A 25,006-nucleotide genomic window follows, 5' to 3' on the forward strand; every position below is an offset into this window, starting at 1 on the left:
ATTACTTGAGTATAGGTCGCAGGAAGGAGACTTCCAACGCTGTGTTTATTCGAGCAGTGTCGCGATTTCTGCGGGGACGTTTTTAGGGGCGCTAATGCGTACCTGCTTATGACGTCCTAATTCGCCCTTAAGGATGTGAACATCGCTTTTAGGGACTTTAAAGGCCTTGGCTAAATACTTGCTTAAATGGGCATTGGCCTTGCCATCGATAGGCGGTGCTGTGATGGCGACTTTTAACTCATCACCGTGTAGCCCGACTATCTGATCGCGACTCGCTTTAGGTTGAATATACAAATTAAGCAGCAAGTCGCCTTGCTGCATAATGACTGCGCTCATTAAATCACGGCCCAAAATGGTACGTATTGCGCCAACAGCATGTTGATAAAGTTCATGCCGATAATCACCAACATCACCGACAGATCTAAGCCACCAATGGGCGGAATGATGCGGCGCACTGGGGCTAAAATGGGCTCTGTCAGTTGTCCCATGATCATCACAATCGGGTTATAGCCTTGATTGAACCAGCTTAAGATGGCTCGGATGATCAGCATCCAGAAGAGCAAAATGCCCGCCTGCTTAATGACAGTGACAAGCGCAAACACAAAGAACAGCACTATATCAATACCGCCGCCGGCAATAAGACTTATCAGCAGCACTTTGACCATCACGACTAATAGGGCTAGCACAAATGAAGAAGTGTCGAATCTTCCCATTGAAGGAATTAATCGACGCATAGGTGCAATCAACGGGTGAGTGGCTTTGACCACAAACTGGCTGAAGGGATTATAAAAATCGGCACTGGCCAAGGGGAGCCAGATCCGTAATATCACCACCATCAAATACAAATCGAAGAGTGTGCTGATCAAAAAGGTTAATGCATTCATCGAGATTTCTGCCTATATGAGTCCGATTAAAAACGCCCGCGTTAAAAGTTAGATGAGTCACCCAGCCATTGCTGGATCAAAAAGTATTGGCCATTTCTTCTGCACGCTTGATGCAGTTTTCCATCGCATTTTTGACCACACCACGGAGATCCGCCGCTTCAAATGTGGCGATGGCTTGCGCCGTTGTGCCGCCCTTAGAGGTGACATTCTCCCGTAAATTGCCCAGCGTAAGCTCAGGATTTTGCTTTGCCATCATAGCAGCACCGAGGGCCGCTTGCTGTACTAAGCTTCTGGCTTTGGCTTCATCCATACCCATTTGCTTACCGGCATCGATCATAGATTCCATCAGTAGGAAGAAATAGGCAGGTGAACTACCCGCAAGGGCAATGACTTGATTAATCTCAGACTCCTCATTCACCCACACAATTTCACCACCGCTAGACATCAAGCGTTCGGTAATGGCTTGCTGGGCATCAGAGAGGGGCTGCGGGGCGTAGAGTCCCGTCATACCGACACCGATTTGCATTGGGGTGTTTGGCATAGTGCGAACTAGCGTGATGGACTGTGCTAAATACTGGCTGTAGCGCTCTGCTTTAATCCCCGCAGCAATGGTTATGACCAGCTTGTTAGACATATCAATGCCTTGCAGTGCTTGGCAGACTTGTTCCATCAACTGTGGCTTAACGGATAATACGATGACATCGGCATCTTGGGCGGCGCTAACATTGTCTTGGGATACACGCACACCAAAGTCGGCGGCGAGGGCATCGAGTTTACCCTGGCTAGGATTGGTGGCTTGCACTAGCGCAGCAGGATAACCGCTACGAATTAAGCCGCTGATAATACTGCGGGTCATATTGCCCGCACCGATAAAGCAGATTTTTTGTTGACTCATGTGTACCCCATAATGTCTGGCCTAGGCTGAGTGGATAACATTCAGCATTAATATCATTGAATTAGCGTTATTAGGCCGGATAAAAATTTCTATTTGATGTTCTCTAACAGTATTTGGGCTTTAGCCACTAAAAACAAGGCTAAAGCCGATTTTACTGGCTCGCCTTTGACTATCTCTGTCATTTCTCTTAGCGTCAATGATGACGGTTTAACCCGTACCGACTAATTGCGGGTGGTCTCTTTTGCACCGTAATCCCGTTCACCAAAGATGGCGCTGCCGATACGCACCATGGTTGAGCCGCACTCAATAGCGACGTCTAAATCATTACTCATGCCCATGGAGAGAGTATCTACCGCGGGATAATGCTGCTTTAGCGTATCGAATAACTGCTTAAGCTTGCTGAGTTCGCGGGTCTGCTGCGCGATGTCATTGGTGGCACTGGGAATCGCCATTAAGCCCCGCAGTTGTAAATGGGGTAATTGGCAGATGCTATCGGCCAGCGGCAGCATTTGCTCGGCATCGATACCAGATTTAGTGTCTTCATCACTGATGTTGATTTGAATACACACATTGAGCGGCGCAAGGTGTGCTGGGCGCTGCTCATTGAGCCGCTGAGCAATTTTCTCCCGCGAGAGGGTGTGCATCCAATCGAAGTGCTGGGCGACTAAAGCGGTTTTATTGGATTGCAGTGGCCCAATAAAATGCCATTCGATATCAGGGTGTGTGCCCTTTAGCGCCTCAATTTTTGTCACACCTTCTTGAACATAGTTCTCGCCAAAGCAACGCTGGCCCGCATCATAGGCTGCTATAATATCTTCAATGGGTTTAGTCTTACTGACGGCAAGTAAGCGAATACTGTGAGGTAGGTGTGCGCATTTTTGCGCCGCTTGCGCGATCCTGCTCTGGGCGAGGGCGAGTCTGTCTGCTATTGTTGTCATGATGTAATTATCTGGTTGCAAGGATATCCCAAACTATGGAAATCACTGAGTTATTAGCCTTTAGTGTAAAACACAAAGCCTCGGATCTACACCTCTCTGCAGGGATATCTCCCATGATCCGTGTCGACGGTGAAGTGAGAAAAATTAACCTGCCCGCGCTCGATCATCAGGGTGTACATAGCCTTGTGTACGACATTATGAATGATAAACAGCGTAAGGACTTTGAAGAGCATTTAGAAATCGACTTTTCGTTCGAAGTCCCTAATTTAGCGCGTTTCCGTGTAAACGCCTTTAACCAATCCCGCGGCGCGGCGGCGGTATTTCGTACCATTCCAAGCGAAATTTTGTCGCTCGAGCAGTTAGGTGCGCCAGAGATTTTTAAAAAAATTTCCAGCTTTCCCCGCGGCTTAGTGCTTGTTACTGGGCCTACAGGTTCGGGTAAGAGTACCACACTTGCGGCCATGGTGGATTACATCAATGAGAACCGCCACGACCATATCTTAACCATTGAAGATCCTATTGAATTCGTTCACCAGAATAAGCAATGTTTGATTAACCAACGGGAAGTGCATCGCCATACCCACAGCTTTAACGCAGCGCTACGTAGCGCACTGCGTGAAGACCCTGACGTTATTCTCGTCGGTGAGATGCGTGACCTTGAAACCATTCGTCTGGCGATGACGGCGGCCGAAACGGGTCACTTAGTTTTTGGTACCTTGCACACCACCTCGGCGGCTAAGACCATCGACCGTGTGGTTGACGTTTTCCCAGCTGGAGAAAAGGACATGGTGCGTACCATGTTGTCTGAATCATTACAGGCGGTTATTTCGCAAACCCTGATTAAGAAAATTGGTGGCGGCCGTGTGGCTGCCCACGAAATCATGATGGGTACGCCCGCTATCCGTAACCTTATCCGTGAAGATAAAGTAGCGCAGATGTACTCAGCCATTCAAACGGGGATGGCCCATGGCATGCAAACGCTCGAACAGTGTCTGCAAAACTTAGTCAACCGTGGCCTCATCACCCGTGAGGATGCCATGTCGAAGAGTTCAAACAAACAAGCGACGTTTTAAGGATTTATGATGGATGTCCGTCCGTTTTTAAAAGTCATGGTGGAGCGTAAAGCCTCGGACTTGTTTATTACCGCAGGTTTTCCGCCGAGCGCCAAAATCGATGGTGAGTTACGCCCATTGGCCGAGAGTGCCTTCACGCCCGCGCAGTCTTTGGATTTTGTTGAATCCGTGATGACTGAGGCGCAAAAGAAGGAGTTTCACAGCACTCGCGAGTGTAACTTCGCTTTTGCGGTGAAGGATTTAGGGCGTTTTCGCGTTAGCGCATTCTGGCAGCGTGAATCTCCGGGATGCGTGATGCGCCGGATTGAGACCAAGATCCCAGAGGTGGAAGACTTAAAACTGCCACCGATTTTAAAAGATCTGGTGATGAGTAAACGGGGTCTTATCATCATGGTCGGGGGTACGGGAACCGGTAAGTCGACCTCTTTGGCGGCGTTAGTGGGTTATCGTAATGCCCATGCCCGTGGTCATATCCTTACCATCGAAGACCCAGTGGAATTTGTGCACGATCATCGCAAAAGTATCATCACTCAACGTGAAGTGGGTATAGATACAGAATCCTTTGATGCGGCGCTGAAGAGTTCGCTGCGTCAAGCGCCCGATGTGATTTTGATTGGTGAAATTCGTACCCAAGAAACCATGGAATTTGCCCTTTCCTTCGCCGAAACGGGTCACCTCTGTATGGCGACACTGCACGCGAACAACGCTAACCAAGCGTTAGACCGGATCATGCACTTAGTACCTGAGAGTAAACATCAACAGTTGCTATTCGACTTGTCACTCAACTTGCGCGGCATTGTGGCGCAGCAACTAGTGCCTAAGGTCGATGGCACAGGACGACGGGCGGCGATTGAAGTCTTGATCAATACGCCACGTGTCGCGAGCTTGATTGCTAAAAACGAGCTGCATTTGCTTAAAGAAACCATGGCTAAATCGAATGAGCAAGGCATGCAGACCTTCGACCAAGCCTTGTTGCAACTCTATATCGATGGGGAAATCAGCTATGCCGATGCGCTTCACCATGCTGACTCGCCAAACGACTTGCGTTTAATGATCAAACTGCAAAATAAAGAGCCTACCAGCTCAAGCTTTATGGAAGGCGTGACCTTGGATATGGATTAACCCTGTCCGCGGTAATGTTAAAGCAGCTCCCTTGAGCTGCTTTTTTTATCGCTTAAGACAATCGATAACTCGCTGTAGCTTTTATTTTTTTATTCAATATGATCTCTATATTAGCGAGTGACGTAATAGAGAATAACGAGTTTGCCAATCTTGGCGCGCCCAATGAGAAGGACATTATGATGAAACTCCCCTTAGCTATCTTTGCTAGCCTGTTAAGCACTAGCGCATTTGCGGCAACTTGCCCGAGTTATCTTGATGTTGAAGTGCGTAAATTGCACTCGGATGAGAAAATTAATCTGTGTGAATTGACTCAGGGCAAGCCAGTGTTACTGGTCAACACCGCGAGTAACTGTGGTTACACTCCGCAATTTAAGGCCCTCGAAGCGCTTCATAAAGAATACAAAGACAAAGGCTTAGTGGTGATTGGTTTCCCTTCCGATGACTTTTTCCAAGAAGAAAATGATGAAAAAGACACTGCTAAGGTGTGCTACATCAACTATGGTGTTACCTTCACAATGCTAGCGACATCGCCCGTGAGAGGCAGCGATGCTAACAGTGTCTTCAAATACTTAGGAGATAAAGCTGGCTCGCCTAAGTGGAATTTCTACAAGTATGTCGTCAGTGGCGATGGCAATACTGTGCAGCAGTTTAATTCTAAGGTGAAACCTGATAGTGCCGAGCTTAAGCAGGCAATAGAATCAGTGCTTTAATGCCCAATTTATTCATTTTACTCATGTTAAGAGGCTACTTTGGCTAGGTTTTCAGGATTATCAAAAGAGATGGGTCACGCAAAGCGTGGCAAAGTGGGCGTGTTGCTACTCAACCTTGGCACTCCCGATGCGCCAACGGCATCGGCGGTGAGGCGTTACCTTGCGGAGTTTTTATCCGACCCTCGGGTGGTCGAAATTCCAAAACTTCTGTGGATGCTGATTTTACATGGCATTGTGCTGCGCGTTCGTCCGGCTAAGTCTGCGGCGCTCTATCAAAAGGTCTGGACCGAGGCGGGTTCACCGCTGATGGATATCAGCTTGCGCCAAACTGCTAAATTATCGGAAAAATTAACGGCCGATGGGCATCAAGTCTCGGTGCATTTAGCCATGCGTTATGGCAATCCTTCTGTGGCGAACACCTTACAAACTATGCATCAGCAGGGGATTGATAAGCTGGTCGTATTACCGCTCTATCCGCAATATGCGGCGCCGACAACGGGCTCGGCTTTTGACGCTATTGCAAGGGAATTAACCCTGTGGCGCTATCTGCCATCGCTGCATTTTATTCACTCTTATCATGATAACCCCGACTTTATTACCGCATTGGTGAACTCGATTCGTGCCGACTTTGAGCAACACGGTAAGCCGCAAAAGTTAGTGCTTTCTTACCATGGTATGCCGGAGCGTAATCTGCATTTAGGCGATCCTTATTATTGCTTTTGCATGAAGACGACCCGTCTGGTGGCTGAGCAATTAGGGCTTACAGCGGATGAGTTTATAATGACTTTCCAATCTCGCTTTGGTAAAGCTAAATGGTTACAACCCTATACGGATGCCACCATGCAGGCGTTGCCGAGTGAAGGTGTACGTAATGTGGCTATTGTGTGCCCAGCGTTTAGTGCCGATTGCTTAGAGACCTTAGAAGAGATTGTCGGTGAAAACGGTCATATCTTTGCTAATGCCGGCGGGGAGAAGTTCCGTTACATTCCTGCGCTGAACGATAATGATGACCATATCAGCATGATGGCTAACTTGGTTAAGCCTTACCTGTAAACTTTATAAGCGCAGAAATAAAAAAGGATAGCTCAGGCTATCCTTTTGTTTTATCGCTTACTATTCACCGAAATGATTTTCAAAATAGCTTTCGACAATCAATACGGCAGACACGGCATCGACTTGGCCTTTGGTGAGGGCTTTAAAGCCGCCGAGTTCAAATAGCCGAGCTTTTGCATCTGTGGTGGTCAGTCTTTCATCTTGAGTGACAATTTTGACCCCAAACTTAGCGTTTAGTCGGTTGGCGAATTTTCTCGCTCTGTGGGTCATCTCTTGCTCTGTTCCATCCATATTGAGCGGTAAACCTACGACGACTAAATCGGGTTGCCACTCTTTAATGAGCTTGCCGATTTCATCCCAATTGGGAATACCATCGACGGCTTTTAGGGATAATAGTGGCGTGGCGCTGGCGGTGATTTGTTGCCCTATGGCGACACCAATACTTTTTGTTCCAAAATCAAAACCTAAAACGGTTCTTGCGTTCATCTCTATATTCACTCGTCACAATAAAATCGGCTAGGCGTGGCCTGCCTGTGATGACAATTGCCAAGCATCAAAGCCGAGCGCGCGGCTCGCTTGTTGCCATCTATCCTCGTGTTTGACATCGAAGAGTAGGGCTTGATCGGCAGGGATAGTCAGCCATGAGTTATCGGCCAGTTCTTGCTCCAGCTGGTTTTTGCTCCAACCCGCATAACCTAATGCCACGATAAATTTTTCCGGCGAGCGCTCGCTGCCAATCGCCGTTAATACATCCCTAGAGGTGGTGAGCATAAGGCCAGAGCTTAATTCTGTACTGTTGGCCCAGTAAGGCTGGGATGTATGCAGGACAAAGCCTCTATCTTGGGAAACGGGGCCGCCCATTAAAACCTGCGCGCCTAATGCTAGGTCGGTCGACACTTGCTCAGCTGGTAAATCCATCTGTTCGAGCAATGAGTTCACTTCAATGCCCAGCGGTTTATTAATCACGAGCCCCATGGCGCCTTTTTCATCGTGCTCACATAGATAGATGACGGTGCGCTCAAAAAAAGTGTCATCGAGCGACGGCATGGCGATTAAAAAATGGTTCTGCAAACTCTCCATTAAATGCTCCGTTCAGCCCACAGGCGTTGACCAATAGATTAAATCCAGCGGCTTAGGCTGGTGGCGTATCAACCGCCGGCTAATTTGACTTTGTAGTTTTGTTTTTCAAGCAGTAGTTTTAGTTGTTCGCGATTATCGGTTTGCACTTCGATAGTGAAATCTTTGACTGTGCCGCCACAACCACATTGTTTTTTAAGGGTTTGTGCCAGGGATTTTAAGCCCGCTTCATCAAGCCCTAGGCCTGAAATGACCGAGACACCTTTACCTTTGCGGCCTTTGCTGTCTCTGTGGATACGCACAATCCCATCGGATGCGGGGATAGCTTTGGCTTCTGGCTCGGCAGTAATGCGGCCTTTATCTGTGCTGTACACTAAGGAAACGTTGGGATCTACTCTCATAAGTCATCTTTTATCTGAATATACGCCGCTTAAGTTTACCAAACTCAACGTCTTTCGGGGAGGTAAAAAAAGGCCACTGACAGAGACTGAAAGTGGCCGAAGGTCAATGCTAGCTCTTTGCAGGGAAGTAGCATGTTTAAAAAGCAGACTTAGAGATGCTGCAATACCATAGCGATTAATGCCAATGCGGTAAGTAGGGCGCAGGGCATGATAAAACGATGCAATTTAGGGAGAGCGATTAAGCAAGCGGTAGCAACAAACCCAAAGGCGGCAACCGTGGTGTAATTCACTCCGTTCGACACAGTCTCAAACACGAGCCAACTCAATACGACTAAAGGTAAAAACAGCAACATCATGGGGAGATGAGGTGTGAGCTTACTGTTATGGGTATCAGCAGATACTTTTTGCGGTGCGAACCAGAAAATCGCTGATGCCACAATCAATGCGCTAATGAACCAGTACATGTTATTTATCCCTTAATCGCTTTAAGTGATAATCATTATCATTTAAAGCGATTGCTGAAGTCAAGCTGAATAACACACTGCTTTTTCATCATATTGAGTTGTAGAACCGTCCATTGCTCTGTAAGCTAAATTTATTTTCGGCTTATTTGTGTTCGATAAGAACGACCAAGGAAATCACCATGAAAAATATAATTGTAGGTTTAGCCGTACTGGCATTGAGTGCCTGTAGTTCCCTTAAGTCGGGTTGGGATTTTGACCCTAGCGCCAATTTTACTCAGTACAAGACCTATGCTTGGGTCGCGCAAAAGACCGATGCTTCGGGTTATCACCTCGATGGTTTAATGGATCAGCGCGTGCGGGATGCGGTGAACTCTCAGCTTTCATCTAAGGGCATGACCTTGGTCGATGCAAAGGATGCCGATGTATTAGTGAACTATCTGACCAAAATCGATAAGAAGATTAATGTAGATACCTTCAATACCAATTTTGGCTATAACCCTTACTATGGACCAGGTTGGGGCTGGGGCGGTAACATGCAAACCCAGACCACAGTTAGAGAATACGAAGTTGGCACCCTGATCATTGATTTAGTTGATAATAAAACCGCTAAGTTAATTTGGCGTGGCTCAGTAGCTGATACTATCCGTGATAAAAATACTCCTTCGGAAAGAGTACAGCTGATCAACGAAGCGGTCGGCAGTGTGATGGCGAATTTCCCGCCAAAACCTGAAAACAAATAATTTACTTTTAGTCTAAAAAAGCGGCCCTTTGGCCGCTTTTTTGTGGCTAAAATTTAGGCTTGAGTGGTATTAAGATGAATTTTCTACAAATTTTAAAATTTTAATTGATTATGCTTTATTAAAACTTATCAAAAAATAAGCTTAATTGAATGAGAGGAACTGTCGTCTGTTGGTTAATGCATTGTTATTGAAGGGCTGTAGTGTAACGCAATATAGAAAAGTAGAAATAGCTAATGCACAAAAACTATCAATAGATTAAATATTCTAATGACAAAATTTAAATAATCTCATTATCCAGTCCGTGGATTATCAGGCAAAATCCGTTCTTTATGCATGGGTAATAAGTAGTTTAAATGCAAGAAGCGCAATTTATCGGATTATTATGGCTGATTGGGATTTTAGCCGAGGCCATGACAGGGGCATTAGCGGCGGGTCGTAAGCAGATGGACCTATTCGGCGTGGTGATCATTGGCTGCGCGACGGCAATTGGTGGTGGCACCCTAAGAGACATGCTGCTCGGAAATTACCCTTTGATTTGGGTCGAGAATGTCCATTACCTGCTGGCGATTGCATTTGCGTCTTTACTAACGGTCGCCATTGCGCCTGTGATGCGTTACCTGTCTAAGTTATTCTTGGCCATTGATGCCTTAGGCCTAGCCGTATTCTCGATTGTTGGCGCCCAAAAAACGCTAATGTTAGGCTTTAGTCCAACGATTGCGGTGGTGATGGGGCTCGTCACAGGGGTCTTTGGCGGGGTGATCCGCGATATTCTCTGTAATCAAGTGCCTTTGATTTTTAAGAAAGAACTCTATGCGGTGATTTCGCTCTTTACCGCAGGCTTATATATCACCCTCAATGCTTATCAATTGGCTGAGTGGATAAACCTAGTGGTCTGTTTAACGCTTGGCTTTAGCTTACGAATGTTAGCGCTGCGTTACCATTGGTCTATGCCGACCTTTGACTATCAAGCCAGCGGCGACCAACATACGCACTAGGGCGTGTTGACGTTTCAGGGTTGTTTTTGCAGCAATGTGGCTGGCGTTTATGCGAGGCAAAGTCCGTGCAGTGTAGTTATTCTACATAAACGGACGATAACGCAGCAGAAACGCCAGCCAAATGCTGCCCGAAGGGTTCGTCTGACAAGCCCTTGCTCTTACTTTCTGTCATAAGAGCCGCTCGTCATTTGAGTAGAATAACTACACATCATTCCTCGTTTCGCGAACACGAGCTTACCAGAAAGAACAAAATCTAATCTCGAAACGTCAACACGCCCTAATAAAAAATGGGGCATTAAATGCCCCATTTTTTATGTTATTGCTGTGCTTGAATGGTTTTTAACGCTTCAAGCGCGGCGTCATAATTGGGGTGTTCAGTAATATTGGGGACCAGCTCTTGGTACTTAAGCTGACCTTCGGCATCGATAATAAAGATGGCCCGAGCGAGTAAGCCGTAATCCTCAATCAATAAACCGTATTTCTCACCAAAATCACGCCACACTGAGTCGGAGAGGACTTTGATTTTGTCGACATTTTCCACCTTACAGAAACGTTTTTGGGCGAAGGGCAAATCTGTACTGATGGTCAGCATGACGACATCATCGGAGAAGTGACTGACTTCACTGTTAAAGCGCTTAGTTTGCAGCGCACAGACACCCGTATCTAAACTGGGCACGGCACTGATCAGCACGGTTTTGCCTTTAAAGTCACTCAGGCTGATAGGGGTAAATTTTTCATCGACAACTTTAAACCGTGGCGCCATTTGCTCAAGTTTGGGTAATTTCCCTGCGAGAGTGACAGTCTTGTCGCCCATCATCACTTGGGTTTTATCATTGGCGATAGCGGTGGGGCTGAGAACCATTAAACTAAAAACACAGCCAGCGGCTAGAAATGAAACATACTTTTGCATTTTCTCTCCCTTACTCAGGTATGTTGTGCATATAGGCTTAAGGTACGACAAAACCTAAACTATCACCATAAAAAAGGCCGGTATTCACCGGCCTTTTAATATGCTTGCTGATTATTTGCTCTCTGGCAATTGCTTCACATGAATATCCATTTGTGGGAATGGAATTTCAATGTTTGCTGCATCGAGTGCATTTTTGATTTGTTCTAAAATTTGGAAACGCGCTGTCCAGTAGTCGGCGGTTTTAACCCAAGGACGAACCACAAAGTTGATTGAAGAATTTGCCAATTCAGAAAGACCTACGGTGTAACCTGGCTCTTTCAGTACGTATTGGTTGTTATCTAAAATCTCTGTTAATACTTTTTTGGTTAGCGCAATATCCGCAGAATAAGACACGCCAATCACTAAATCGATACGACGATTTTCAGAGGCTGAGTAGTTTGTGATGGTGCCATTCATAATTGAAGAGTTTGGCGCCACAATCACTTTATTATCTGGGGTGCGTAATTTGGTTGAGAAAATAGTGATTTCATCAACAGTACCGGCAATACCTGCTGCTTCAATATAATCACCTACGCGGCATGGGCGGAATAGCACCATTAATACGCCTGAGGCAAAGTTAGACAGAGAACCTTGCAGTGCTAAACCTACGGCTAAACCTGCGGCACCGATAACGGCTACTAGAGAGGCTGTTTGTACGCCAATTTGGCCTAAGGTGGCGATAATGGTGAACACAAACACCACTGCCCAAGCTAAGTTAGCCACAAAAGACACCACAGTTGGGTCAATCTTGCGACTGTTAAGCAACTTGCGCACTAACTTTTGTGCGACGCCAGAAAAATATTTACCGACGAAGAAAATAATGAGGGCAAATAAGATTTTTAAGCCATAGGTCATGACCAAATCTGGCGCCTGCTTTAATAAACCTTCGAGGTTATCCATTAAATTACTCCCTAAAAATACGCTAACAAAACTAGTTATTATTGACGATAAATTGTACTCGTCGATTTAATCTGCGACCTTCGCTGGAATGATTATCCGCAACTGGTTCAGATATACCTTTACCGACAACGGTAAAGCGATTTGGATTGAAGCCATAGTCTTCAACCAAAATGCGTTTCACATTTTGAGCCCGTCGTAGTGATAACTGATAATTAAACTCTGGCGTACCGACAATATCCGTATGCCCAACTAAAGTTAATCGAGTCTCAGTATTCGCGTCTAAAAAAGCTTTCACTAAGGCTAAAGCTTTCCATTGCGATAAATCTACTTCGGCAATCGCAAACTCAAAATACACAATCACGGTCTCAATATTATGACAATCAGCGGCTGAATAAGTACTGGGGTCATTGAGATCACATTGAATACTGCTGGATTTTACTTCGGCTTGGTAAACACAGCCATTGGCCATCACAGTGGTGTTTGCTGGTGTGTTTGGACAGGCATCCTTAATATCCGGGACGCCGTCTTGATCTGTATCTTGCCATGCATACGCGGGTAACATCTGGCTTAGGCTCAGCGCTAAACACGTTAATTTAATCCATTGCATTACGGATATTTTCACCACAAATCACCTTGTATTTTATCTTGAGTAGCTAAAACCACTAAGAGATTTGCACTGCATTAGCATGAGCATCTTAGTCTGGTATTCTATCTTTTTTATCGGCCTAACGCCAAGTTTTGCCCGTTATTTGATGCAAATCAATCGCATCAGCCTAGATAACATTGGCTCCTTGTTGATTTTATCGGCAGACATAAAGGCAAACTATACAAATTTTTCCTTTGAGGCTAGAGTCGCACTTATGCGATGAATATCCGCATCGGGGATAGGCAGAAGAAGTCGAGGACAAGATGATAGATTTACGCAGTGATACCGTGACCCAGCCAACAGAGGCGATGCGATTAGCCATGTCGAGGGCTGAAGTGGGTGATGATGTTTATGGTGATGATCCGACCGTCAACAGTTTGCAAGATATGGCCGCCGAGATGTTTGGTTTTGAGAGTGCGCTGTTTACGGCATCCGGCACTCAGGCCAATTTGCTTGCATTGATGGCGCATTGTGAGCGTGGAGATGAATACCTGTGCGGCCAGCAGGCGCATAACTATAAATTTGAGGGCGGCGGCGCGGCGGTTCTCGGCAGCATTCAACCACAACCGCTGACCAATCAGCTGGATGGCACTATCGCCTTGACCGATATTGAAGCGGCGATTAAACCCGATGATATTCACTTCGCGCGCACGCGCTTACTGAGCTTAGAAAACACTATTGGCGGTAAAGTCTTGCCCCAGACTTATCTTGCCAATGCGCAGGCACTGGCATTTCAGCGTGGCTTAAAAATTCATTTAGATGGCGCTAGGGTTGCTAATGCCGCCGTGGCGCAGGGGATAGGAATTGCCGATATTGCCGGGCATTTTGATTCGGTTTCCATCTGTTTATCAAAGGGATTGTGCGCGCCTGTTGGCTCGCTGCTCCTAGGTGATGAGCGCCTAATTAAAAAGGCCACGCGCTGGCGTAAAATGCTTGGCGGCGGCATGCGCCAGGCGGGGATTTTAGCGGCGGCGGGTAAATTAGCGCTCACAGAGCAGGTTGAGAGACTTGGGGAAGACCATGAAAATGCTGCGTATCTTGCCCAGCAATTGAGTCAGTTGAGTGAATTTGAAATCGATTTAGCCGCCGTTCAAACCAATATGGTGTTTGCAACGCTTGCGTCCCATGTCGATGATAAAGCGCTGGCGAAACGTTGCCGTGAGGCGGGCATTATCATCAGCCCTAGCCGCACGCTACGCTTTGTGACCCATAAAGATGTGTCACGTCAGGATATTGATAAAGTGCTACAAGTGTTTAAATTACATCTGCAGGCATAATCTGTTTTGAGCCCAAGTGAAAACTTGGGCTTTTTTATACATCTGGCTTGTTATATCGCGGATTTTAAAATCAACAGTCGAATTGTGAGCCAGATGCTAGGCGAATTTTTTTAAGCCTATCTATACTAAAAACAATAAGTTCACATCATTGAGGTCGAGCAGGGTTGAAACCTAACAATAATACTAATAAAGGGGTCGATTATTGGACAAAACGGATCAGTGAATTGGAAATGCCAGCGCTCTGTTCCACCGTCCAAACGTTAGAAAAGCTTGCCAAGGATGACGTATCGTCTCTCGCCTTACTCGGGCGAAGCGTGATGCACGATAACGCCCTCACATCCCGCATTTTACGTGTCGCTAACAGCGCGATTTACCATAAGGGCAGTACCCAAATTTCGACCGTCAGCCGAGCCGCCATAGTGCTAGGGTTTGATGCGGTGCGAAATATCTGCATTACGGCCCAGCTGTTATCGAGTCTGTTAGAGAGCAAAAATCTTGCCCCCGCCGTTTATCAACGCTTAATCAAATTAATGGCGAAGGCATTCCAAGCCGCCATGTTAGCGCGGATGATGCTCAGTGATTACGATGAGGATATTCAAGAAGAAGCCTTTATCGCCTCTTTGCTCTATCACATTGGTGAGAGTGCATTTTGGAGTATTGGCGGTGAGTTTACCGAAACCTTAGACAGCCAATTAACTGAGTGTGAAAACCCCGTCGAAGAGCGTAGTGTCATTCGTGAAGCCTTGGGTACCTCATTCTCGCAACTGACGCAGAGTATTGCGCGTCACTGGGGATTAGGGGAATTATTGATCCAAGCGGTGAATTATCCCGATGATCAACGCCCTGAAATTCGCTCTATCTTTCTCGCCGATAAGCTCTGTGAGATTCTTTCCCAAGAGGTGATTGATAAAACTGAGTTGGATAAGCGTATCGGCCAAGCCGCCAATTTTACTGGGCTGGATGAGAAAGAATTAACCCTGAGAATGCAGCGCTGCACTAAGGCGACCCATAAATTAGCCGAAGCCTATGGCGCTAAAGTGTTGATTGATTATCTGCCCGATCCTAAGCGCATCAATAAGCTTGAGCCCAGCCCACTTGCGGTAGAGCTGCCAGTATTTGAGGCCAACTTAAATTTGCAATTGGCCAAACTGCGTGAGCTCACCGCCTTTGCGATCAATAAAGCCGATTTTAACCAAATTATGCAGACCGTACTCGAAGGGATTTTAGAAGGCGTCGGCGTGGACCGCTGCGGGGTGTTACTCCTGTCGCCCAGTCGTAAACAGTTGCAGCCTAGGATTATGCTCGGTCGAGATGCTGAAGAGATGAAGCAACTGTTCATTATCGATCTTGGCGATAAAAAGGGCTTATTTTCTCTGGCGATGGAGCATAAGGAATGCCAGTGGATTAATAACCCCAATGCTAAAAAGTGGCTCGAGCAATGCAAAGAACTCAAGACTCAGCTGCCTGAGTCGGGTTTTTTGATGGCGCCACTCTTGGTCGATAGCAAAGTGATTGGTTTTTATTATGCTGACCGGGGGCCATCGGAAAGAACCTTTAGCGAAGTGGATTTTCAAGCTTTTATCCACTTCTCGCAGCTGGCCAATGTGTGTTTTACCGTGTCGTTAAAATAGCTTACTGAGCGTTTTTAATTTCAGCGGTAATCTGTTTGGCAATCGAATTTGGGATGGGAAAGCTCAAATTATATTGAGCAATTTTCCATTCCCCATTGGTTTTAATTAGGGTGCCTGTTCCTCGACTCACGCCATAACTAGGGCTGTTAAGCAGTTCATCAAACAGGATCACATCACCATGCTGCACTAAATGGCGGCTGGTTAAATCGTAGCGCCAACCTTTGGTCGGGCGCGAATAGCGTTCAAACTCGGCCATGCCCCAGCGCTCAGTCGCATCGGTTCCAATAAAAATGCCATCCTGACGATAGAGGGCAAAATACTTGTCCCAATCGGCACTACTCGAATATTGATTCAATTTATCCAGCACTTGAGCGGCCGCTTGCTCATCGCTAAGCGTTGTTGCAACTTGTTCGTTAGCAATGGCCGTTTGTGGATAAAAACATAGGGCGCCAAGCATTAACAGGCTGGCGCTGAACAGGGCTAGATGCTGGCGAGTGCGCGTCGAATGGGAGCTGCGCTCCGTGCGAGTGAAAATTGTCATCGTGGATTCCTTATCGTTATGGTTATTCGGTCTGATGGTTTCTAGAACAGATGCTAATTAGATCAATGCCAGTTTATCGGATCGAGTTGATAAAAATGGCTCAACTCGCGGTAAAGGGCTGGATGCTCTAGATTAAGTGCTTCTGGCTTTTCAAAAAAGACCTCGGTCACCACGGCAAAAAATTCTGCTGGATTGGTAGCACCATAGTAATTAAACAGGGACGGGCGGCCAAGGGCGGCAGCTTGAACTAACTCATTATAGGCCTGACTAAATACACTCGACCACGACAGGTAATCCTGGCGGCGCTGTAAAATCGGCGCGCCATTGGCGTGACCATCTTCTTGATCTAATTGATGGGCAAACTCGTGGATCACTACGTTATTACCATCGTGGGGATTGGCTGCGCCCTCTAAAGTATTTTTCCACGACAGTATCACTTGGCCTTGCTCCCAGGATTCCCCCGCCAGCACATTACGTTGCTCCCAGATTAAACCCGCGGGATCTTGGCGTTGGCTATCAACAATAAAAGCATCAGGATAGACCAATATCTGCCTCAGATTGGGGTAAAAATCGGTATTGCGATTTAGCAGAAGCAAGCAGGCTTGGGCGGCGATGGTGACGCGAATTTCGTCGGTTATTTGCAAACCGTCGCAGCCGACGAATCGTTTTTCATCCAAAAAGACTTGGATATGGCGTTTGAGTTGCAGCTGAAGATCCGCTGGCAAGGCGTGGAAATAAGGCAATCTTTTCTTCAAAATCGTTCGCCAAGCCTTAGGAAAGGCGCTGGCCATTACGCGCTTGCGGTGGAGCGTCTTGCGCCAGCGGCTCGACGCTAACCAAGCGATCGCACCGAGGCCAAGCGTTAGGGTAATGAAAACTGCGAGCATGAATTCCTCAGTGCACTATTTCCTTAGGTATATTAGCTAATGGGGATTCAGCGAGGCGAACTCAATGGTTTGGCTAAAAATAAAACGCTCTAGGATGTGCTGCTTACGGATAAAGTGAGGGGGTGTTGAGCAAAACTTCGGTGCGGTTTCGGCCATGTTGTTTGGCTTGATAAAGTGCTTCATCGGCCTGGCAAAGGAGTCTATTGGTGTCGATTAATTGTGACGGTTGCCAGCAGGCAACACCTAAGCTGATGGTCACTAATCCCGAATGCGCGGAATCCTCATGGGGAATATGCAGGGCGATGATGGCTTTGCGCAGACGTTCGGCAATTTTGTAGGCATCCTCTAGATGGCTCGAGGGCAGTAATAGCATAAATTCCTCCCCCCCATAGCGGGCGAGAATATCCGTCGGCCGTTGCAGAATCGATTTGGCGGCATTGACGATTTGCCTTAAGCATTGATCGCCCAGTACATGGCCGTATCTGTCGTTAAATTGCTTAAAGTTATCGATATCGAACATCACTATGCTGAGGGGCATATTATGATCGTTAGCGTAAATCAATTCCTTCTGAATTTGGCTGTCTAAATAGCGGCGATTATAACAGCCCGTTAATCCGTCGGTTTCGGCCATGGCTTTAACCTGAGCCGCATAGGTTTTAAGGGTTTCGAGCGAACTCACCATCTGTTGTAGCTCGAGGTTATCGGTAATGGGCATTTGGGTGTCGAGTTTTTCATTGGCGATAGCATTCATGGCATCACGGGTGGCGATAACAGGCTTAATGATGCCTTTAGCGATAAAATGCCAACTGGTGAGCCAGATAAAGAAGCAATAGAGAATGCCGCCACAAAAGATCAAAATCACGAAGGATGTGCTGTCACTCTTCAGATTTGCGCCCGCGAGTTGAATTTCTTCTTCTACATGGTTGACTAATTCTTGGGTAAAGGAGGCGATTTCCTGCGCCGCACCAGCCTGATAGCCAAAATGTGCATTGGCAATTTGGGTGCTTTTTAGCGCGTTACGGGAGAGGTCAAAAAGGTTGTCTTTACCCACCATGTTTTGCCTGATTTGCGATAACCAGTCGATGTAAATCGCGCTGTCTTGATTAAATGAGCGAGAGATGTTGTCCATGGTTATCAATCGGCGCATTCCATCCCGCTGTAATTGGTTAAGCTCGACTAGGCTTGTCACATTTTTTACGTTGTCGAGGAGCACAAACAGATGTTCACCCTGATGAAGAAATGCTGAAAGTTTTTGATCTTCCGATAGATTCTCTGAAATTGCATTCAACTGCTTTTGGGCGATTAAGCGGTTATAGTGGCCATGAATTTGCTGCAACTGAGTTTGCATACTATCGGAAAATGCTATTGCCATCCCCGAGAGATTCGCCTGAATATTCTGGGCTTGGAATTTGGCTTGCAGCGCCGTGTCGGTCAAAGTGTTGAGCAGGGGCAACTGCTGCTGATAATAAAGTTGAGTGTCTATGGCATGGTTAAGCGCATCATGCATATGCGGCGAGGTTTCCATGCTGGCGAGGGTTTTGGTATCCCTAAGCAAGTGTTCCCATTGGCTTGTGAGTTCTTGCAACAAACGTAGGCGCTGCTCCTCGGTATCATAATGGTTTAACTCAGTGGTGATGATTTGTAGTCTTTCACTGTTTTTTGCCAGTTGCAGCGCGGTTGTCACTTTCACTACATCGCTATTAACCAAGAGTTCAATTTCCGATCTTAGCTGTTGTGACAATAGGATAGCGATAACGCCATTAAGCAACGCCATGCCCAGAATGATATAAAAGGCCAGCGTAATTTTATGTTTTAGACTGGTGAGTCGTTTAGCATTCATTGGCTATTGTTCTTATCAATTGCAGGCACTTCCCCATAGGTATTCTGCAGATGCTTAATTTTGGCACTCAATTCAATAAAAATATCGGCGCTGTCCGCCTCATGCCGGCTTGCGGCGTAACACGCATGGCTTAATTCCGGGTAAATTTGTCCCATGGCGGTCGTGGTAAAGTGCCCGACATCCAAGACTTTAGTTGACCAAAATAAATTTGCGATATGGCTCGCCTCAAATGCGCCAGCAATGGCTCTTTTTGAGGCTTGTTTAAACTCGGGCGCCGTCACTACATCCATTCGGCAGGGGTTACCGCCACCGAGAGCATAGGCGTATTGGGCTTCATAGGTGCCCATGTATTTAAGTAACCAATAGGCGGCTTGTGGGTTTTTACTGTCGTAGCTCACGGCAAAGGCGTAAGCGCCGTTATAGGGGGTACCGCCTGGCACTTGAGCTACGCCAAGACGAGCACTTGGCACATTGGCCTCGACTTTAAAGGAGGCCGACCATAGATTGTTGTAAGCAAAAGGCCAAATAGCCACTTGCCCTGAAGCCATTGCATTGGCCGCTTCGTTAAAGGCAAATTTGTCATCCGCAGGTATCGCGTAGGGCATCAGCTTACGGTAAATAATGGCCGCTTTTAGCGCCTCTTGATTGACTGCGGGCACTTCAAAATGCGTCAACTGTTTTTGTTGATTATAGATGGGCCACATCCAAGCACCGCCTAAGCTCCAGATAATGCTAGAAAATTCATCGTTTATATGGGGCTTATTGCCAGACATTAAGGCAAGGCCATAAAAGTTGTGGCTTAGCTGTTTATCGGCGAGGAGTTCACCGCTCTTTCGAGTAAAAAATACCGCTTGATCCTGCAGTTCATCAAAATTGGTCGCAGGTTTGAGTGGATAACCGAAACGTTGCTGAAAGTGAGTTTGCTCTGTCTTATTCTCAAACAGATCGGCACGGTAGTGGCTGCCCATCACATAGTTATTGTAGGGAATGGCGTGTAACTCGCCGTGATAAGACAAAATGTTAAGAAGTGATGGATAGTAAGGTTCGAGATACCTTTCCATCGCTTTTTCGCCATCGGGATCATAGAGTTTGGCTAACTCTGGTAGCGGCACTGTATAGCCATTGGCCGCCCACTCTTTGGCCCAACCCGCCTCCATAGTGAGCAAATCGTACTTACCTTCACCTTGTAGCAACGCTTGGGTCTGAAGCTCAAACATACCTTCGAGCTCGGTGCTCACCACATTGACTTTGACACCGGTTTTCTCGGTGAATTTAGGCAGCATTTCGCGGGTCAGATAGTCAGTCCAAAAGCCTTTTTCGGCGACTAAGGTGATGGGGGTTTTATTCGATAGCGGGGGAATTTGCGCCAAGGAAAATTCCGCTAAAGCGGGTTTTGTTAGCGTTAATCCAAGTCCAATAAATAGGAGCGATAAAGGTCTAAACAAGAATGACTCCTCAGATACAAGGGTTAACATGCTAATAAATAGCATTAATAAACTTAGCTGTACATTAAGGATAGGCTTGATACAAATTATAACTTAATTTTTGTAAGGTTTTTTTGAGGCAAAAAAACCGGTGACCTAATCAATGTGGATCACCGGAAAAGGGTGGGAGATGGCGCGGTACTAAGATTTTTTTATCTGTTGCTCGCGCATCTGCCGCAAGGCGGTTGGCAAAGCATAGTGTTGTTCAATTAAAAAACGGATCAATTTAGATTTGGAAATGTCACTTTCTTCAGAGAGCTTGGCTAAATGGCTGATTGCCGCTTCACTCAACGAAAACGTAGCTTTACGGTAATGCGGCCGTTCCTCCTCATGGCTTTCATCCAGCTGCATCGATGCCGTTTTAGGCCGATGCAAAGTCACCACGTTGGAAGCATCTAACTTGACTTCAAGTGGTGCGACTTCAAGTGACGTAACGTCAAGCGGCGCCGCTTGAAGCGGTAATTCTTTCACTAATTCCATCGCCGCCACTGAGCCGCCCGTACTTGGGAGACGGTTTTCTCCCATGGCATAGAGGGTCGCGGCATCAATAAACTCATCGAGGGAGAGGGGCTGTGCGCCTCCCCTAGATGGCATAGCGTTTTTCTTGAGGTCGCTGAGTCCCATATTGTCCTCTCAGATGATTCGGCTGAGGTTGATTAATAGCGGCACGATGCGCGGCCATTGGTGAACTTGGTCTGAGTAAGGCCGTTAATGAGGCGGCGCAGTCCACTTGGAACATTTCACAGGCGATAGCACGAATTTCGGTGGCAGCTTTACCCTTAGGTTCTATCTCGATAACAGATAACCCTGACTCTTCGCTGTCATCATAGATATTACGGCTATAGGTTATCGCATCTAATACATTGATATCGTAGGTTTTGCAGACCTCTTTGGCCTCTAAAATACGGTTCGCTTGATTCGGCAGGTTAGGGCATTGGGTGATAACGAAGGAGGCGTGCAATTTAGGGTTAATCATCTTACAAGTCGCGACGATATCATCCATATGGCTCACGGTTTTTAAGTCGCGGCGTTTTGGTCGCAGTGGCATTAAAATATGGGATGCCACCGACATGGTCGCCCTTAACGCTAGGTTGTCTTGGCCGCCACAGTCAACAATCACAAAGTCATAATGCTGCTCTAAGCTCAAGAGATCATTGCGGATTTTTCCATAGAGCTGTACGCAGTTGATGCTGGCAAGTTTGGGGTTGTTGTTTCTGGCTTGGATCCAATCGGATGTGGTTCGTTGTGGATCGCAATCCACCATGATGACAGAGGCACCACATTCAGTGGTAAGAAATACTGCGATATTTTGTGCGAGGCAACTCTTACCGCTGCCGCCTTTTTCGCCGCCGACTAACACTATCATGACGAATTCCTCAATGCTTAGGGTATCACTTGGGCGGCTGTTATATGTGTTGAGCTTTACCGCACCTTGTTGTCATAAATGAATGTAAACCCTATGTTAATTGCGGTCAATTAGCTGATTTTTGACACTTTTTTATAAACTGTCGCGCGATTATTATTTGACGTTACAGTGCCGTGTGCCGTTAATTTGACTCTTATCAGACGAAAGGATGAATAAGGCTGATTGTTGGTTAATATTATGATTTTTAACAGTTTTATGGTCTTTTGGCTTACGGTGTATCGAGGTGGGCTAGGTCAGCTTAGCAGTATTCAGCTATCTGGCTGATGGCACATATTTCATTTTTGAAGATGGTTTTTAGTTTTTATTCTTAAATATTATTGAAACACTGAGTCTTGGTTGCTGTTTTTCAGTCGAAAGTTGTCTTGCTGCTGCGCTTTATGTCATCAAATTGCCACCTAATTCAGTTAGGATTTTCCTATTATGCCGTCTAATCACCTTGATTTTTCTACCATTCGTGAAGGGATGCCAAAATGGATATTAAAATGCTAATGCCTATTGAATTTGAGTTGGTTGAATCTGCGCCTTTATTTCATGAGTTGCTCAATTTACGCGATGCGGCCGGGTATCCTTCTATCGGCGTTGAGATGGCTGATGGGCATCCGTTACAGCCTTTATATTGGGTCTCTATTCGCCTAACGGCTGAGCAACAAAAAAATACCTCCGCCTTAGTTGCAGCCGCCTGCGTATACGGTGATAAGGCTAACCATCTGGCGATTGAGGATTTTATTGTTTTACCTGAATATCGCCATGTGGGGCTGGCCAAAATAATGTTAGAGCGAGTTATGGCCTTTGTGGATGAACATGCCAGTCAAGGGACTTGTGTGAGCATTAACGTCCATGGAGAAGAAGAACGGCTCTGCATTGAGTACGGTTTTGAGCATTCGCATTGTGCCAATCTCGGGCCGAATCTGCGTAAACTCTATGCCTAATGCATTGCCAATAAGGGTAAGTCTATGACTTGCCCTATTCTATTTAGCCGTCGTCGTACTTTAGGCGACATTAGCCATAGGCATTCATTAGGCAATAGGGTAGCATCCTGCATCTAGTCCACTGTCTAAGTTCAAGCTAATACCTTTATGGATCAACAACAGCTTATCGATGCCGTAAATCAGGTGATGCCCTTTGGCAAATATGCTGGCCGCCGCTTACTTGAATTACCCGAACCTTATCTAGTTTGGTTCCATCAGCAGGGATTTCCAAAGGGAAAATTAGGGGAGCAGTTAGCGCTGATTTATGAGGTAAAACTCAATGGCCTCGAGGGCATGTTAAAACCGCTGTTGAAATGAGTTCCCCTGTGTGCGATAAAAATCCTAATTTTGCTATAAGTGTTGTATTTCGTGATAGAGATTGGCGATTTATTACCTATGGCATGTTTTAATGCCGCATATTAGTAAAACACAAGGAACAAAAGGCATGATGGCAAAATTGGTAAAATTAGCGGCTGTAGCAACATTAGCGTTAGGTATGTCAAGTGCTTGGGCACAGGGCGTCGTTCATGAAGGTACAGTTGTGGATACCATGAATGGTGGCGGCTACACCTATGTTCAAATTAAAGAAGCTGACAACACGTTTTGGGCAGCCGGCCCAGAAGCTGAAGTCAAGAAAGGTGACAAAGTAGCCGTGGTTGAGCAAATGTGGATGAATCAATTCACCAGCAAAACCTTAAACCGCACCTTCGACAAGCTGCTGTTTGTTGGCCAAATCGAGAAGAAATAATCTTGGTCTGCATAGAAAATGACCCAGAATCATTAAACCGCCTCGCCTTGTCGAGGCGGTTTTGTTTTCAGCATTTACTATTCCATACATATCTAGGCTATCACTCGTTGGTAAAGCGCGGCAAAATAGGCTTATAAGTCCAAGCTTGGTCGATAAATCGTGTCCGTTCCTTTACAAGCCAATAAGCAAATTGAAGTTGTGCCTTATCGGCGCCGTTATGCCCGCGCGGTGAGTGAACTCTTTCATCACAGCGTGCATCAAATACAACATGAGCGTTATAACGCCGCGCAGCTTAACGCTTGGTCGCAGGCGCCCCGTTCGAGTCAGCATTGGCATTTACGCTTAAGTCGTTCCCAAGCTTGGATTATTTTGGTGACAGATGCTGCGAGCTTATCTAAGATTTGTGCAGGTTTTATCAATGTCGAAACGGATTTTCACCATAAAGGATATATAGATAGCCTCTATATTCATCCCGATTGGCAACAGCAAGGGCTGGGGGAGCGAGCTTATCGACAGCTCGAACAGTGGGCAAAAGAGCAGGGCTATTGTCAATTGAGTGCCGATGCGTCTTATCTTTCCCGCGGGCTGTTTATTAAGCTCGGATTTGTCCAACAGCAGCGCAGCTATCAACAAAAACTGGGCCAGGTGTTGCCGAGTTTTTATATGACTAAAAAACTGTAACTGAATGGGAATACACTGCCTGTGTGCCCATTGGTCATGATTAACCCATAGGAGTGGACTCCAATGCAGATACGCTTATTTTCTCCTGCGGACGTGGCACAGGTGGCGGCGGTATTTAACGCCAGTGTGATGGAGGGCGCGCAGGAATATTACTCGCTTACCGAACGTTTGGCTTGGGCGCAAAACCAAGGTGAGGCGCGAAGTGATGCCTACTGGCTGGCTAAGTTAGAAGATACCACCACTTGGGTGGCGCAGGAAGGCAGTAAGTTGGTTGGCTTTACCAACTTAAGGCTATGCTCCGATAAAGAGCTCAATTGTATGGTCGGCGAAGTCGATTGCCTGTTTGTCCACCCAGAATACAGCCGTGCCGGAGTGGCGACGCATCTCTATTTAGCCCTACTCGAAGAGGCCAAAAGCCGTAATCTTAAACGGCTTACCGTTGAAGCCTCCTATCAGGCGCGTCCTTTCTTTGAGAAACAGGGTTTTAATTGCATTCGCCGTAATGAACTACGTCGCTATCTCACCGCCGAAGACAAACAAAACGACAGGGCGCAGGTGTTAGTGAACTTTAGTTTGATTATGTCCTTATCATAGGGGGGCCTTTGGAGAGACAGCTCTCCTCAGGCCATAGGATTAGCCATAAAAAAACCGCCTCGTTTCCTAGGCGGTTTTTTAT

30 protein-coding genes are annotated in these 25,006 nt (G+C 46.5%); 13 read left to right on the forward strand and 17 right to left on the reverse strand.

The features are described 5' to 3' along the window. Positions 1 to 45 precede the first annotated feature (45 nt). From yggU to K0H59_RS06450, 4 genes are all read right to left on the reverse strand, one after another. A complete protein-coding gene (yggU, locus tag K0H59_RS06435; protein ID WP_011621978.1) occupies positions 46 to 336 on the reverse strand; it encodes a DUF167 family protein YggU in 291 nt (96 codons plus the stop codon). Beyond that, positions 336 to 884 carry a YggT family protein gene (locus K0H59_RS06440; RefSeq protein WP_220055004.1) on the reverse strand — a complete coding sequence of 183 codons (549 nt, stop codon included), beginning with the start codon at positions 882 to 884 and terminating at the stop codon, positions 336 to 338. Before K0H59_RS06440 ends, yggU begins: the two co-directional genes overlap by 1 nt. A gap of 76 nt (positions 885 to 960) precedes the next feature. Then, positions 961 to 1,779 (reverse strand): pyrroline-5-carboxylate reductase, encoded by an 819-nt coding sequence (gene proC / locus K0H59_RS06445; RefSeq protein WP_220055005.1) that lies wholly within the window; start codon positions 1,777 to 1,779, stop codon positions 961 to 963. 221 nt (positions 1,780 to 2,000) lie between these two features. Further along, positions 2,001 to 2,717 carry a YggS family pyridoxal phosphate-dependent enzyme gene (locus tag K0H59_RS06450; protein ID WP_220055006.1) on the reverse strand — a complete coding sequence of 239 codons (717 nt, stop codon included), beginning with the start codon at positions 2,715 to 2,717 and terminating at the stop codon, positions 2,001 to 2,003. 35 nt (positions 2,718 to 2,752) lie between these two features. Between K0H59_RS06450 and K0H59_RS06455 the strand changes: the two genes are divergently transcribed. The 4 genes from K0H59_RS06455 to hemH all read left to right on the forward strand — a co-directional run bounded on the left by K0H59_RS06455 (position 2,753) and on the right by hemH (position 6,675). Further along, the gene (locus K0H59_RS06455) at positions 2,753 to 3,790 is read left to right on the forward strand and encodes a type IV pilus twitching motility protein PilT (protein ID WP_011716282.1); all 1,038 of its coding nucleotides are present in this window, start codon (positions 2,753 to 2,755) and stop codon (positions 3,788 to 3,790) included. A gap of 9 nt (positions 3,791 to 3,799) precedes the next feature. Continuing rightward, positions 3,800 to 4,912, forward strand: coding sequence for a PilT/PilU family type 4a pilus ATPase (locus K0H59_RS06460; protein WP_011716283.1), 1,113 nt, complete (start codon positions 3,800 to 3,802; stop codon positions 4,910 to 4,912). Positions 4,913 to 5,088: 176 nt separating this feature from the next. Beyond that, positions 5,089 to 5,622 (forward strand): glutathione peroxidase, encoded by a 534-nt coding sequence (locus K0H59_RS06465; protein WP_220055566.1) that lies wholly within the window; start codon positions 5,089 to 5,091, stop codon positions 5,620 to 5,622. Between the two features lie 69 nt (positions 5,623 to 5,691). Beyond that, entirely contained in the window at positions 5,692 to 6,675 is a 984-nt protein-coding gene (gene hemH / locus K0H59_RS06470) for a ferrochelatase (RefSeq protein ID WP_220055007.1), read from the forward strand. Between the two features lie 60 nt (positions 6,676 to 6,735). Here hemH and ruvX read toward each other — a convergent pair whose 3' ends face one another. From ruvX to K0H59_RS06490, 4 genes are all read right to left on the reverse strand, one after another. Continuing rightward, complete coding sequence (ruvX, locus tag K0H59_RS06475) at positions 6,736 to 7,161, reverse strand: Holliday junction resolvase RuvX (protein WP_220055008.1); 426 nt, start codon at positions 7,159 to 7,161, stop codon at positions 6,736 to 6,738. A gap of 30 nt (positions 7,162 to 7,191) precedes the next feature. Next, positions 7,192 to 7,755 (reverse strand): YqgE/AlgH family protein, encoded by a 564-nt coding sequence (locus K0H59_RS06480; RefSeq protein WP_011621987.1) that lies wholly within the window; start codon positions 7,753 to 7,755, stop codon positions 7,192 to 7,194. Between the two features lie 68 nt (positions 7,756 to 7,823). After that, positions 7,824 to 8,153, reverse strand: coding sequence for a stress response translation initiation inhibitor YciH (gene yciH, locus K0H59_RS06485; protein WP_220055009.1), 330 nt, complete (start codon positions 8,151 to 8,153; stop codon positions 7,824 to 7,826). Positions 8,154 to 8,302: 149 nt separating this feature from the next. After that, on the reverse strand, positions 8,303 to 8,617 hold the full coding sequence (locus K0H59_RS06490) for a hypothetical protein (protein ID WP_011716287.1): 315 nt from the start codon (positions 8,615 to 8,617) through the stop codon (positions 8,303 to 8,305). Between the two features lie 179 nt (positions 8,618 to 8,796). On the opposite strand from K0H59_RS06490, the gene K0H59_RS06495 reads away from it, so the two are divergent. Both K0H59_RS06495 and K0H59_RS06500 read left to right on the forward strand, forming a co-directional pair. Further along, entirely contained in the window at positions 8,797 to 9,357 is a 561-nt protein-coding gene (locus K0H59_RS06495) for a DUF4136 domain-containing protein (RefSeq protein ID WP_011621990.1), read from the forward strand. Between the two features lie 353 nt (positions 9,358 to 9,710). After that, the gene (locus K0H59_RS06500; RefSeq protein WP_220055010.1) at positions 9,711 to 10,352 is read left to right on the forward strand and encodes a trimeric intracellular cation channel family protein; all 642 of its coding nucleotides are present in this window, start codon (positions 9,711 to 9,713) and stop codon (positions 10,350 to 10,352) included. 316 nt (positions 10,353 to 10,668) lie between these two features. On the opposite strand, the gene tpx is transcribed toward K0H59_RS06500, so the two are convergent. From tpx to K0H59_RS06515, 3 genes are all read right to left on the reverse strand, one after another. Further along, positions 10,669 to 11,262 (reverse strand): thiol peroxidase, encoded by a 594-nt coding sequence (gene tpx / locus K0H59_RS06505; RefSeq protein WP_011716290.1) that lies wholly within the window; start codon positions 11,260 to 11,262, stop codon positions 10,669 to 10,671. A 111-nt stretch (positions 11,263 to 11,373) separates the two neighbouring features. Next, complete coding sequence (locus K0H59_RS06510) at positions 11,374 to 12,201, reverse strand: mechanosensitive ion channel family protein (RefSeq protein WP_220055011.1); 828 nt, start codon at positions 12,199 to 12,201, stop codon at positions 11,374 to 11,376. Between the two features lie 31 nt (positions 12,202 to 12,232). Continuing rightward, positions 12,233 to 12,823 (reverse strand): OmpA family protein, encoded by a 591-nt coding sequence (locus tag K0H59_RS06515; RefSeq protein ID WP_220055012.1) that lies wholly within the window; start codon positions 12,821 to 12,823, stop codon positions 12,233 to 12,235. Between the two features lie 287 nt (positions 12,824 to 13,110). Between K0H59_RS06515 and ltaE the strand changes: the two genes are divergently transcribed. Both ltaE and K0H59_RS06525 read left to right on the forward strand, forming a co-directional pair. Next, complete coding sequence (gene ltaE / locus K0H59_RS06520) at positions 13,111 to 14,124, forward strand: low-specificity L-threonine aldolase (RefSeq protein WP_220055013.1); 1,014 nt, start codon at positions 13,111 to 13,113, stop codon at positions 14,122 to 14,124. A gap of 164 nt (positions 14,125 to 14,288) precedes the next feature. After that, the gene (locus tag K0H59_RS06525) at positions 14,289 to 15,755 is read left to right on the forward strand and encodes an HDOD domain-containing protein (RefSeq protein WP_220055014.1); all 1,467 of its coding nucleotides are present in this window, start codon (positions 14,289 to 14,291) and stop codon (positions 15,753 to 15,755) included. A 1-nt stretch (position 15,756) separates the two neighbouring features. On the opposite strand, the gene K0H59_RS06530 is transcribed toward K0H59_RS06525, so the two are convergent. From K0H59_RS06530 to K0H59_RS06555, 6 genes are all read right to left on the reverse strand, one after another. Further along, positions 15,757 to 16,296: a nuclear transport factor 2 family protein gene (locus K0H59_RS06530; protein ID WP_220055015.1), complete on the reverse strand. Its 540-nt coding sequence runs from the start codon at positions 16,294 to 16,296 to the stop codon at positions 15,757 to 15,759. Between the two features lie 62 nt (positions 16,297 to 16,358). After that, positions 16,359 to 17,183, reverse strand: coding sequence for a zinc-dependent peptidase (locus K0H59_RS06535; protein ID WP_088212059.1), 825 nt, complete (start codon positions 17,181 to 17,183; stop codon positions 16,359 to 16,361). 103 nt (positions 17,184 to 17,286) lie between these two features. Next, the gene (locus tag K0H59_RS06540) at positions 17,287 to 19,023 is read right to left on the reverse strand and encodes a GGDEF domain-containing protein (protein ID WP_220055016.1); all 1,737 of its coding nucleotides are present in this window, start codon (positions 19,021 to 19,023) and stop codon (positions 17,287 to 17,289) included. After that, positions 19,020 to 20,513, reverse strand: a complete 1,494-nt coding sequence (locus tag K0H59_RS06545) for an ABC transporter substrate-binding protein (protein WP_258405899.1) — start codon at positions 20,511 to 20,513, stop codon at positions 19,020 to 19,022. The genes K0H59_RS06540 and K0H59_RS06545 overlap by 4 nt, the downstream gene beginning before the upstream one ends. A gap of 135 nt (positions 20,514 to 20,648) precedes the next feature. Continuing rightward, on the reverse strand, positions 20,649 to 21,131 hold the full coding sequence (locus K0H59_RS06550; protein ID WP_220055017.1) for a CopG family transcriptional regulator: 483 nt from the start codon (positions 21,129 to 21,131) through the stop codon (positions 20,649 to 20,651). Then, on the reverse strand, positions 21,091 to 21,873 hold the full coding sequence (locus tag K0H59_RS06555) for an AAA family ATPase (RefSeq protein WP_220055018.1): 783 nt from the start codon (positions 21,871 to 21,873) through the stop codon (positions 21,091 to 21,093). Before K0H59_RS06555 ends, K0H59_RS06550 begins: the two co-directional genes overlap by 41 nt. 530 nt (positions 21,874 to 22,403) lie before the next feature. Here K0H59_RS06555 and K0H59_RS06560 point away from each other — a divergent pair. From K0H59_RS06560 to K0H59_RS06580, 5 genes are all read left to right on the forward strand, one after another. Then, entirely contained in the window at positions 22,404 to 22,862 is a 459-nt protein-coding gene (locus tag K0H59_RS06560) for a GNAT family N-acetyltransferase (protein WP_220055019.1), read from the forward strand. 147 nt (positions 22,863 to 23,009) lie between these two features. Continuing rightward, positions 23,010 to 23,219 (forward strand): DUF3820 family protein, encoded by a 210-nt coding sequence (locus tag K0H59_RS06565; RefSeq protein ID WP_011622004.1) that lies wholly within the window; start codon positions 23,010 to 23,012, stop codon positions 23,217 to 23,219. Positions 23,220 to 23,346: 127 nt separating this feature from the next. Then, positions 23,347 to 23,649: a hypothetical protein gene (locus tag K0H59_RS06570; RefSeq protein ID WP_011622005.1), complete on the forward strand. Its 303-nt coding sequence runs from the start codon at positions 23,347 to 23,349 to the stop codon at positions 23,647 to 23,649. A gap of 159 nt (positions 23,650 to 23,808) precedes the next feature. Beyond that, complete coding sequence (locus K0H59_RS06575) at positions 23,809 to 24,330, forward strand: GNAT family N-acetyltransferase (RefSeq protein ID WP_220055020.1); 522 nt, start codon at positions 23,809 to 23,811, stop codon at positions 24,328 to 24,330. Between the two features lie 63 nt (positions 24,331 to 24,393). Then, positions 24,394 to 24,924 (forward strand): GNAT family N-acetyltransferase, encoded by a 531-nt coding sequence (locus K0H59_RS06580; RefSeq protein ID WP_220055021.1) that lies wholly within the window; start codon positions 24,394 to 24,396, stop codon positions 24,922 to 24,924. Positions 24,925 to 25,006 lie beyond the last annotated feature (82 nt).

This window comes from Shewanella sp. FJAT-51649, from assembly GCF_019457435.1.
Classification (GTDB): domain Bacteria; phylum Pseudomonadota; class Gammaproteobacteria; order Enterobacterales; family Shewanellaceae; genus Shewanella; species Shewanella mangrovisoli.

What these genes read in the sequence shown, in the direction of transcription:
- yggU (WP_011621978.1), bottom strand. Translation starts at nt 336, where the DNA reads ATGAGCGCAGTCATTATGCAGCAAGGCGACTTGCTGCTTAATTTGTAT.
- K0H59_RS06440 (WP_220055004.1), bottom strand. Translation starts at nt 884, where the DNA reads ATGAATGCATTAACCTTTTTGATCAGCACACTCTTCGATTTGTATTTG.
- proC (WP_220055005.1), bottom strand. Translation starts at nt 1,779, where the DNA reads ATGAGTCAACAAAAAATCTGCTTTATCGGTGCGGGCAATATGACCCGC.
- K0H59_RS06450 (WP_220055006.1), bottom strand. Translation starts at nt 2,717, where the DNA reads ATGACAACAATAGCAGACAGACTCGCCCTCGCCCAGAGCAGGATCGCG.
- K0H59_RS06455 (WP_011716282.1), top strand. Translation starts at nt 2,753, where the DNA reads ATGGAAATCACTGAGTTATTAGCCTTTAGTGTAAAACACAAAGCCTCG.
- K0H59_RS06460 (WP_011716283.1), top strand. Translation starts at nt 3,800, where the DNA reads ATGGATGTCCGTCCGTTTTTAAAAGTCATGGTGGAGCGTAAAGCCTCG.
- K0H59_RS06465 (WP_220055566.1), top strand. Translation starts at nt 5,089, where the DNA reads ATGATGAAACTCCCCTTAGCTATCTTTGCTAGCCTGTTAAGCACTAGC.
- hemH (WP_220055007.1), top strand. Translation starts at nt 5,692, where the DNA reads ATGGGTCACGCAAAGCGTGGCAAAGTGGGCGTGTTGCTACTCAACCTT.
- ruvX (WP_220055008.1), bottom strand. Translation starts at nt 7,161, where the DNA reads ATGAACGCAAGAACCGTTTTAGGTTTTGATTTTGGAACAAAAAGTATT.
- K0H59_RS06480 (WP_011621987.1), bottom strand. Translation starts at nt 7,755, where the DNA reads ATGGAGAGTTTGCAGAACCATTTTTTAATCGCCATGCCGTCGCTCGAT.
- yciH (WP_220055009.1), bottom strand. Translation starts at nt 8,153, where the DNA reads ATGAGAGTAGATCCCAACGTTTCCTTAGTGTACAGCACAGATAAAGGC.
- K0H59_RS06490 (WP_011716287.1), bottom strand. Translation starts at nt 8,617, where the DNA reads ATGTACTGGTTCATTAGCGCATTGATTGTGGCATCAGCGATTTTCTGG.
- K0H59_RS06495 (WP_011621990.1), top strand. Translation starts at nt 8,797, where the DNA reads ATGAAAAATATAATTGTAGGTTTAGCCGTACTGGCATTGAGTGCCTGT.
- K0H59_RS06500 (WP_220055010.1), top strand. Translation starts at nt 9,711, where the DNA reads ATGCAAGAAGCGCAATTTATCGGATTATTATGGCTGATTGGGATTTTA.
- tpx (WP_011716290.1), bottom strand. Translation starts at nt 11,262, where the DNA reads ATGCAAAAGTATGTTTCATTTCTAGCCGCTGGCTGTGTTTTTAGTTTA.
- K0H59_RS06510 (WP_220055011.1), bottom strand. Translation starts at nt 12,201, where the DNA reads ATGGATAACCTCGAAGGTTTATTAAAGCAGGCGCCAGATTTGGTCATG.
- ltaE (WP_220055013.1), top strand. Translation starts at nt 13,111, where the DNA reads ATGATAGATTTACGCAGTGATACCGTGACCCAGCCAACAGAGGCGATG.
- K0H59_RS06530 (WP_220055015.1), bottom strand. Translation starts at nt 16,296, where the DNA reads ATGACAATTTTCACTCGCACGGAGCGCAGCTCCCATTCGACGCGCACT.
- K0H59_RS06535 (WP_088212059.1), bottom strand. Translation starts at nt 17,183, where the DNA reads ATGCTCGCAGTTTTCATTACCCTAACGCTTGGCCTCGGTGCGATCGCT.
- K0H59_RS06540 (WP_220055016.1), bottom strand. Translation starts at nt 19,023, where the DNA reads ATGAATGCTAAACGACTCACCAGTCTAAAACATAAAATTACGCTGGCC.
- K0H59_RS06545 (WP_258405899.1), bottom strand. Translation starts at nt 20,513, where the DNA reads ATGCTATTTATTAGCATGTTAACCCTTGTATCTGAGGAGTCATTCTTG.
- K0H59_RS06550 (WP_220055017.1), bottom strand. Translation starts at nt 21,131, where the DNA reads ATGGGACTCAGCGACCTCAAGAAAAACGCTATGCCATCTAGGGGAGGC.
- K0H59_RS06555 (WP_220055018.1), bottom strand. Translation starts at nt 21,873, where the DNA reads ATGATAGTGTTAGTCGGCGGCGAAAAAGGCGGCAGCGGTAAGAGTTGC.
- K0H59_RS06560 (WP_220055019.1), top strand. Translation starts at nt 22,404, where the DNA reads ATGGATATTAAAATGCTAATGCCTATTGAATTTGAGTTGGTTGAATCT.
- K0H59_RS06565 (WP_011622004.1), top strand. Translation starts at nt 23,010, where the DNA reads ATGGATCAACAACAGCTTATCGATGCCGTAAATCAGGTGATGCCCTTT.
- K0H59_RS06570 (WP_011622005.1), top strand. Translation starts at nt 23,347, where the DNA reads ATGATGGCAAAATTGGTAAAATTAGCGGCTGTAGCAACATTAGCGTTA.
- K0H59_RS06580 (WP_220055021.1), top strand. Translation starts at nt 24,394, where the DNA reads ATGCAGATACGCTTATTTTCTCCTGCGGACGTGGCACAGGTGGCGGCG.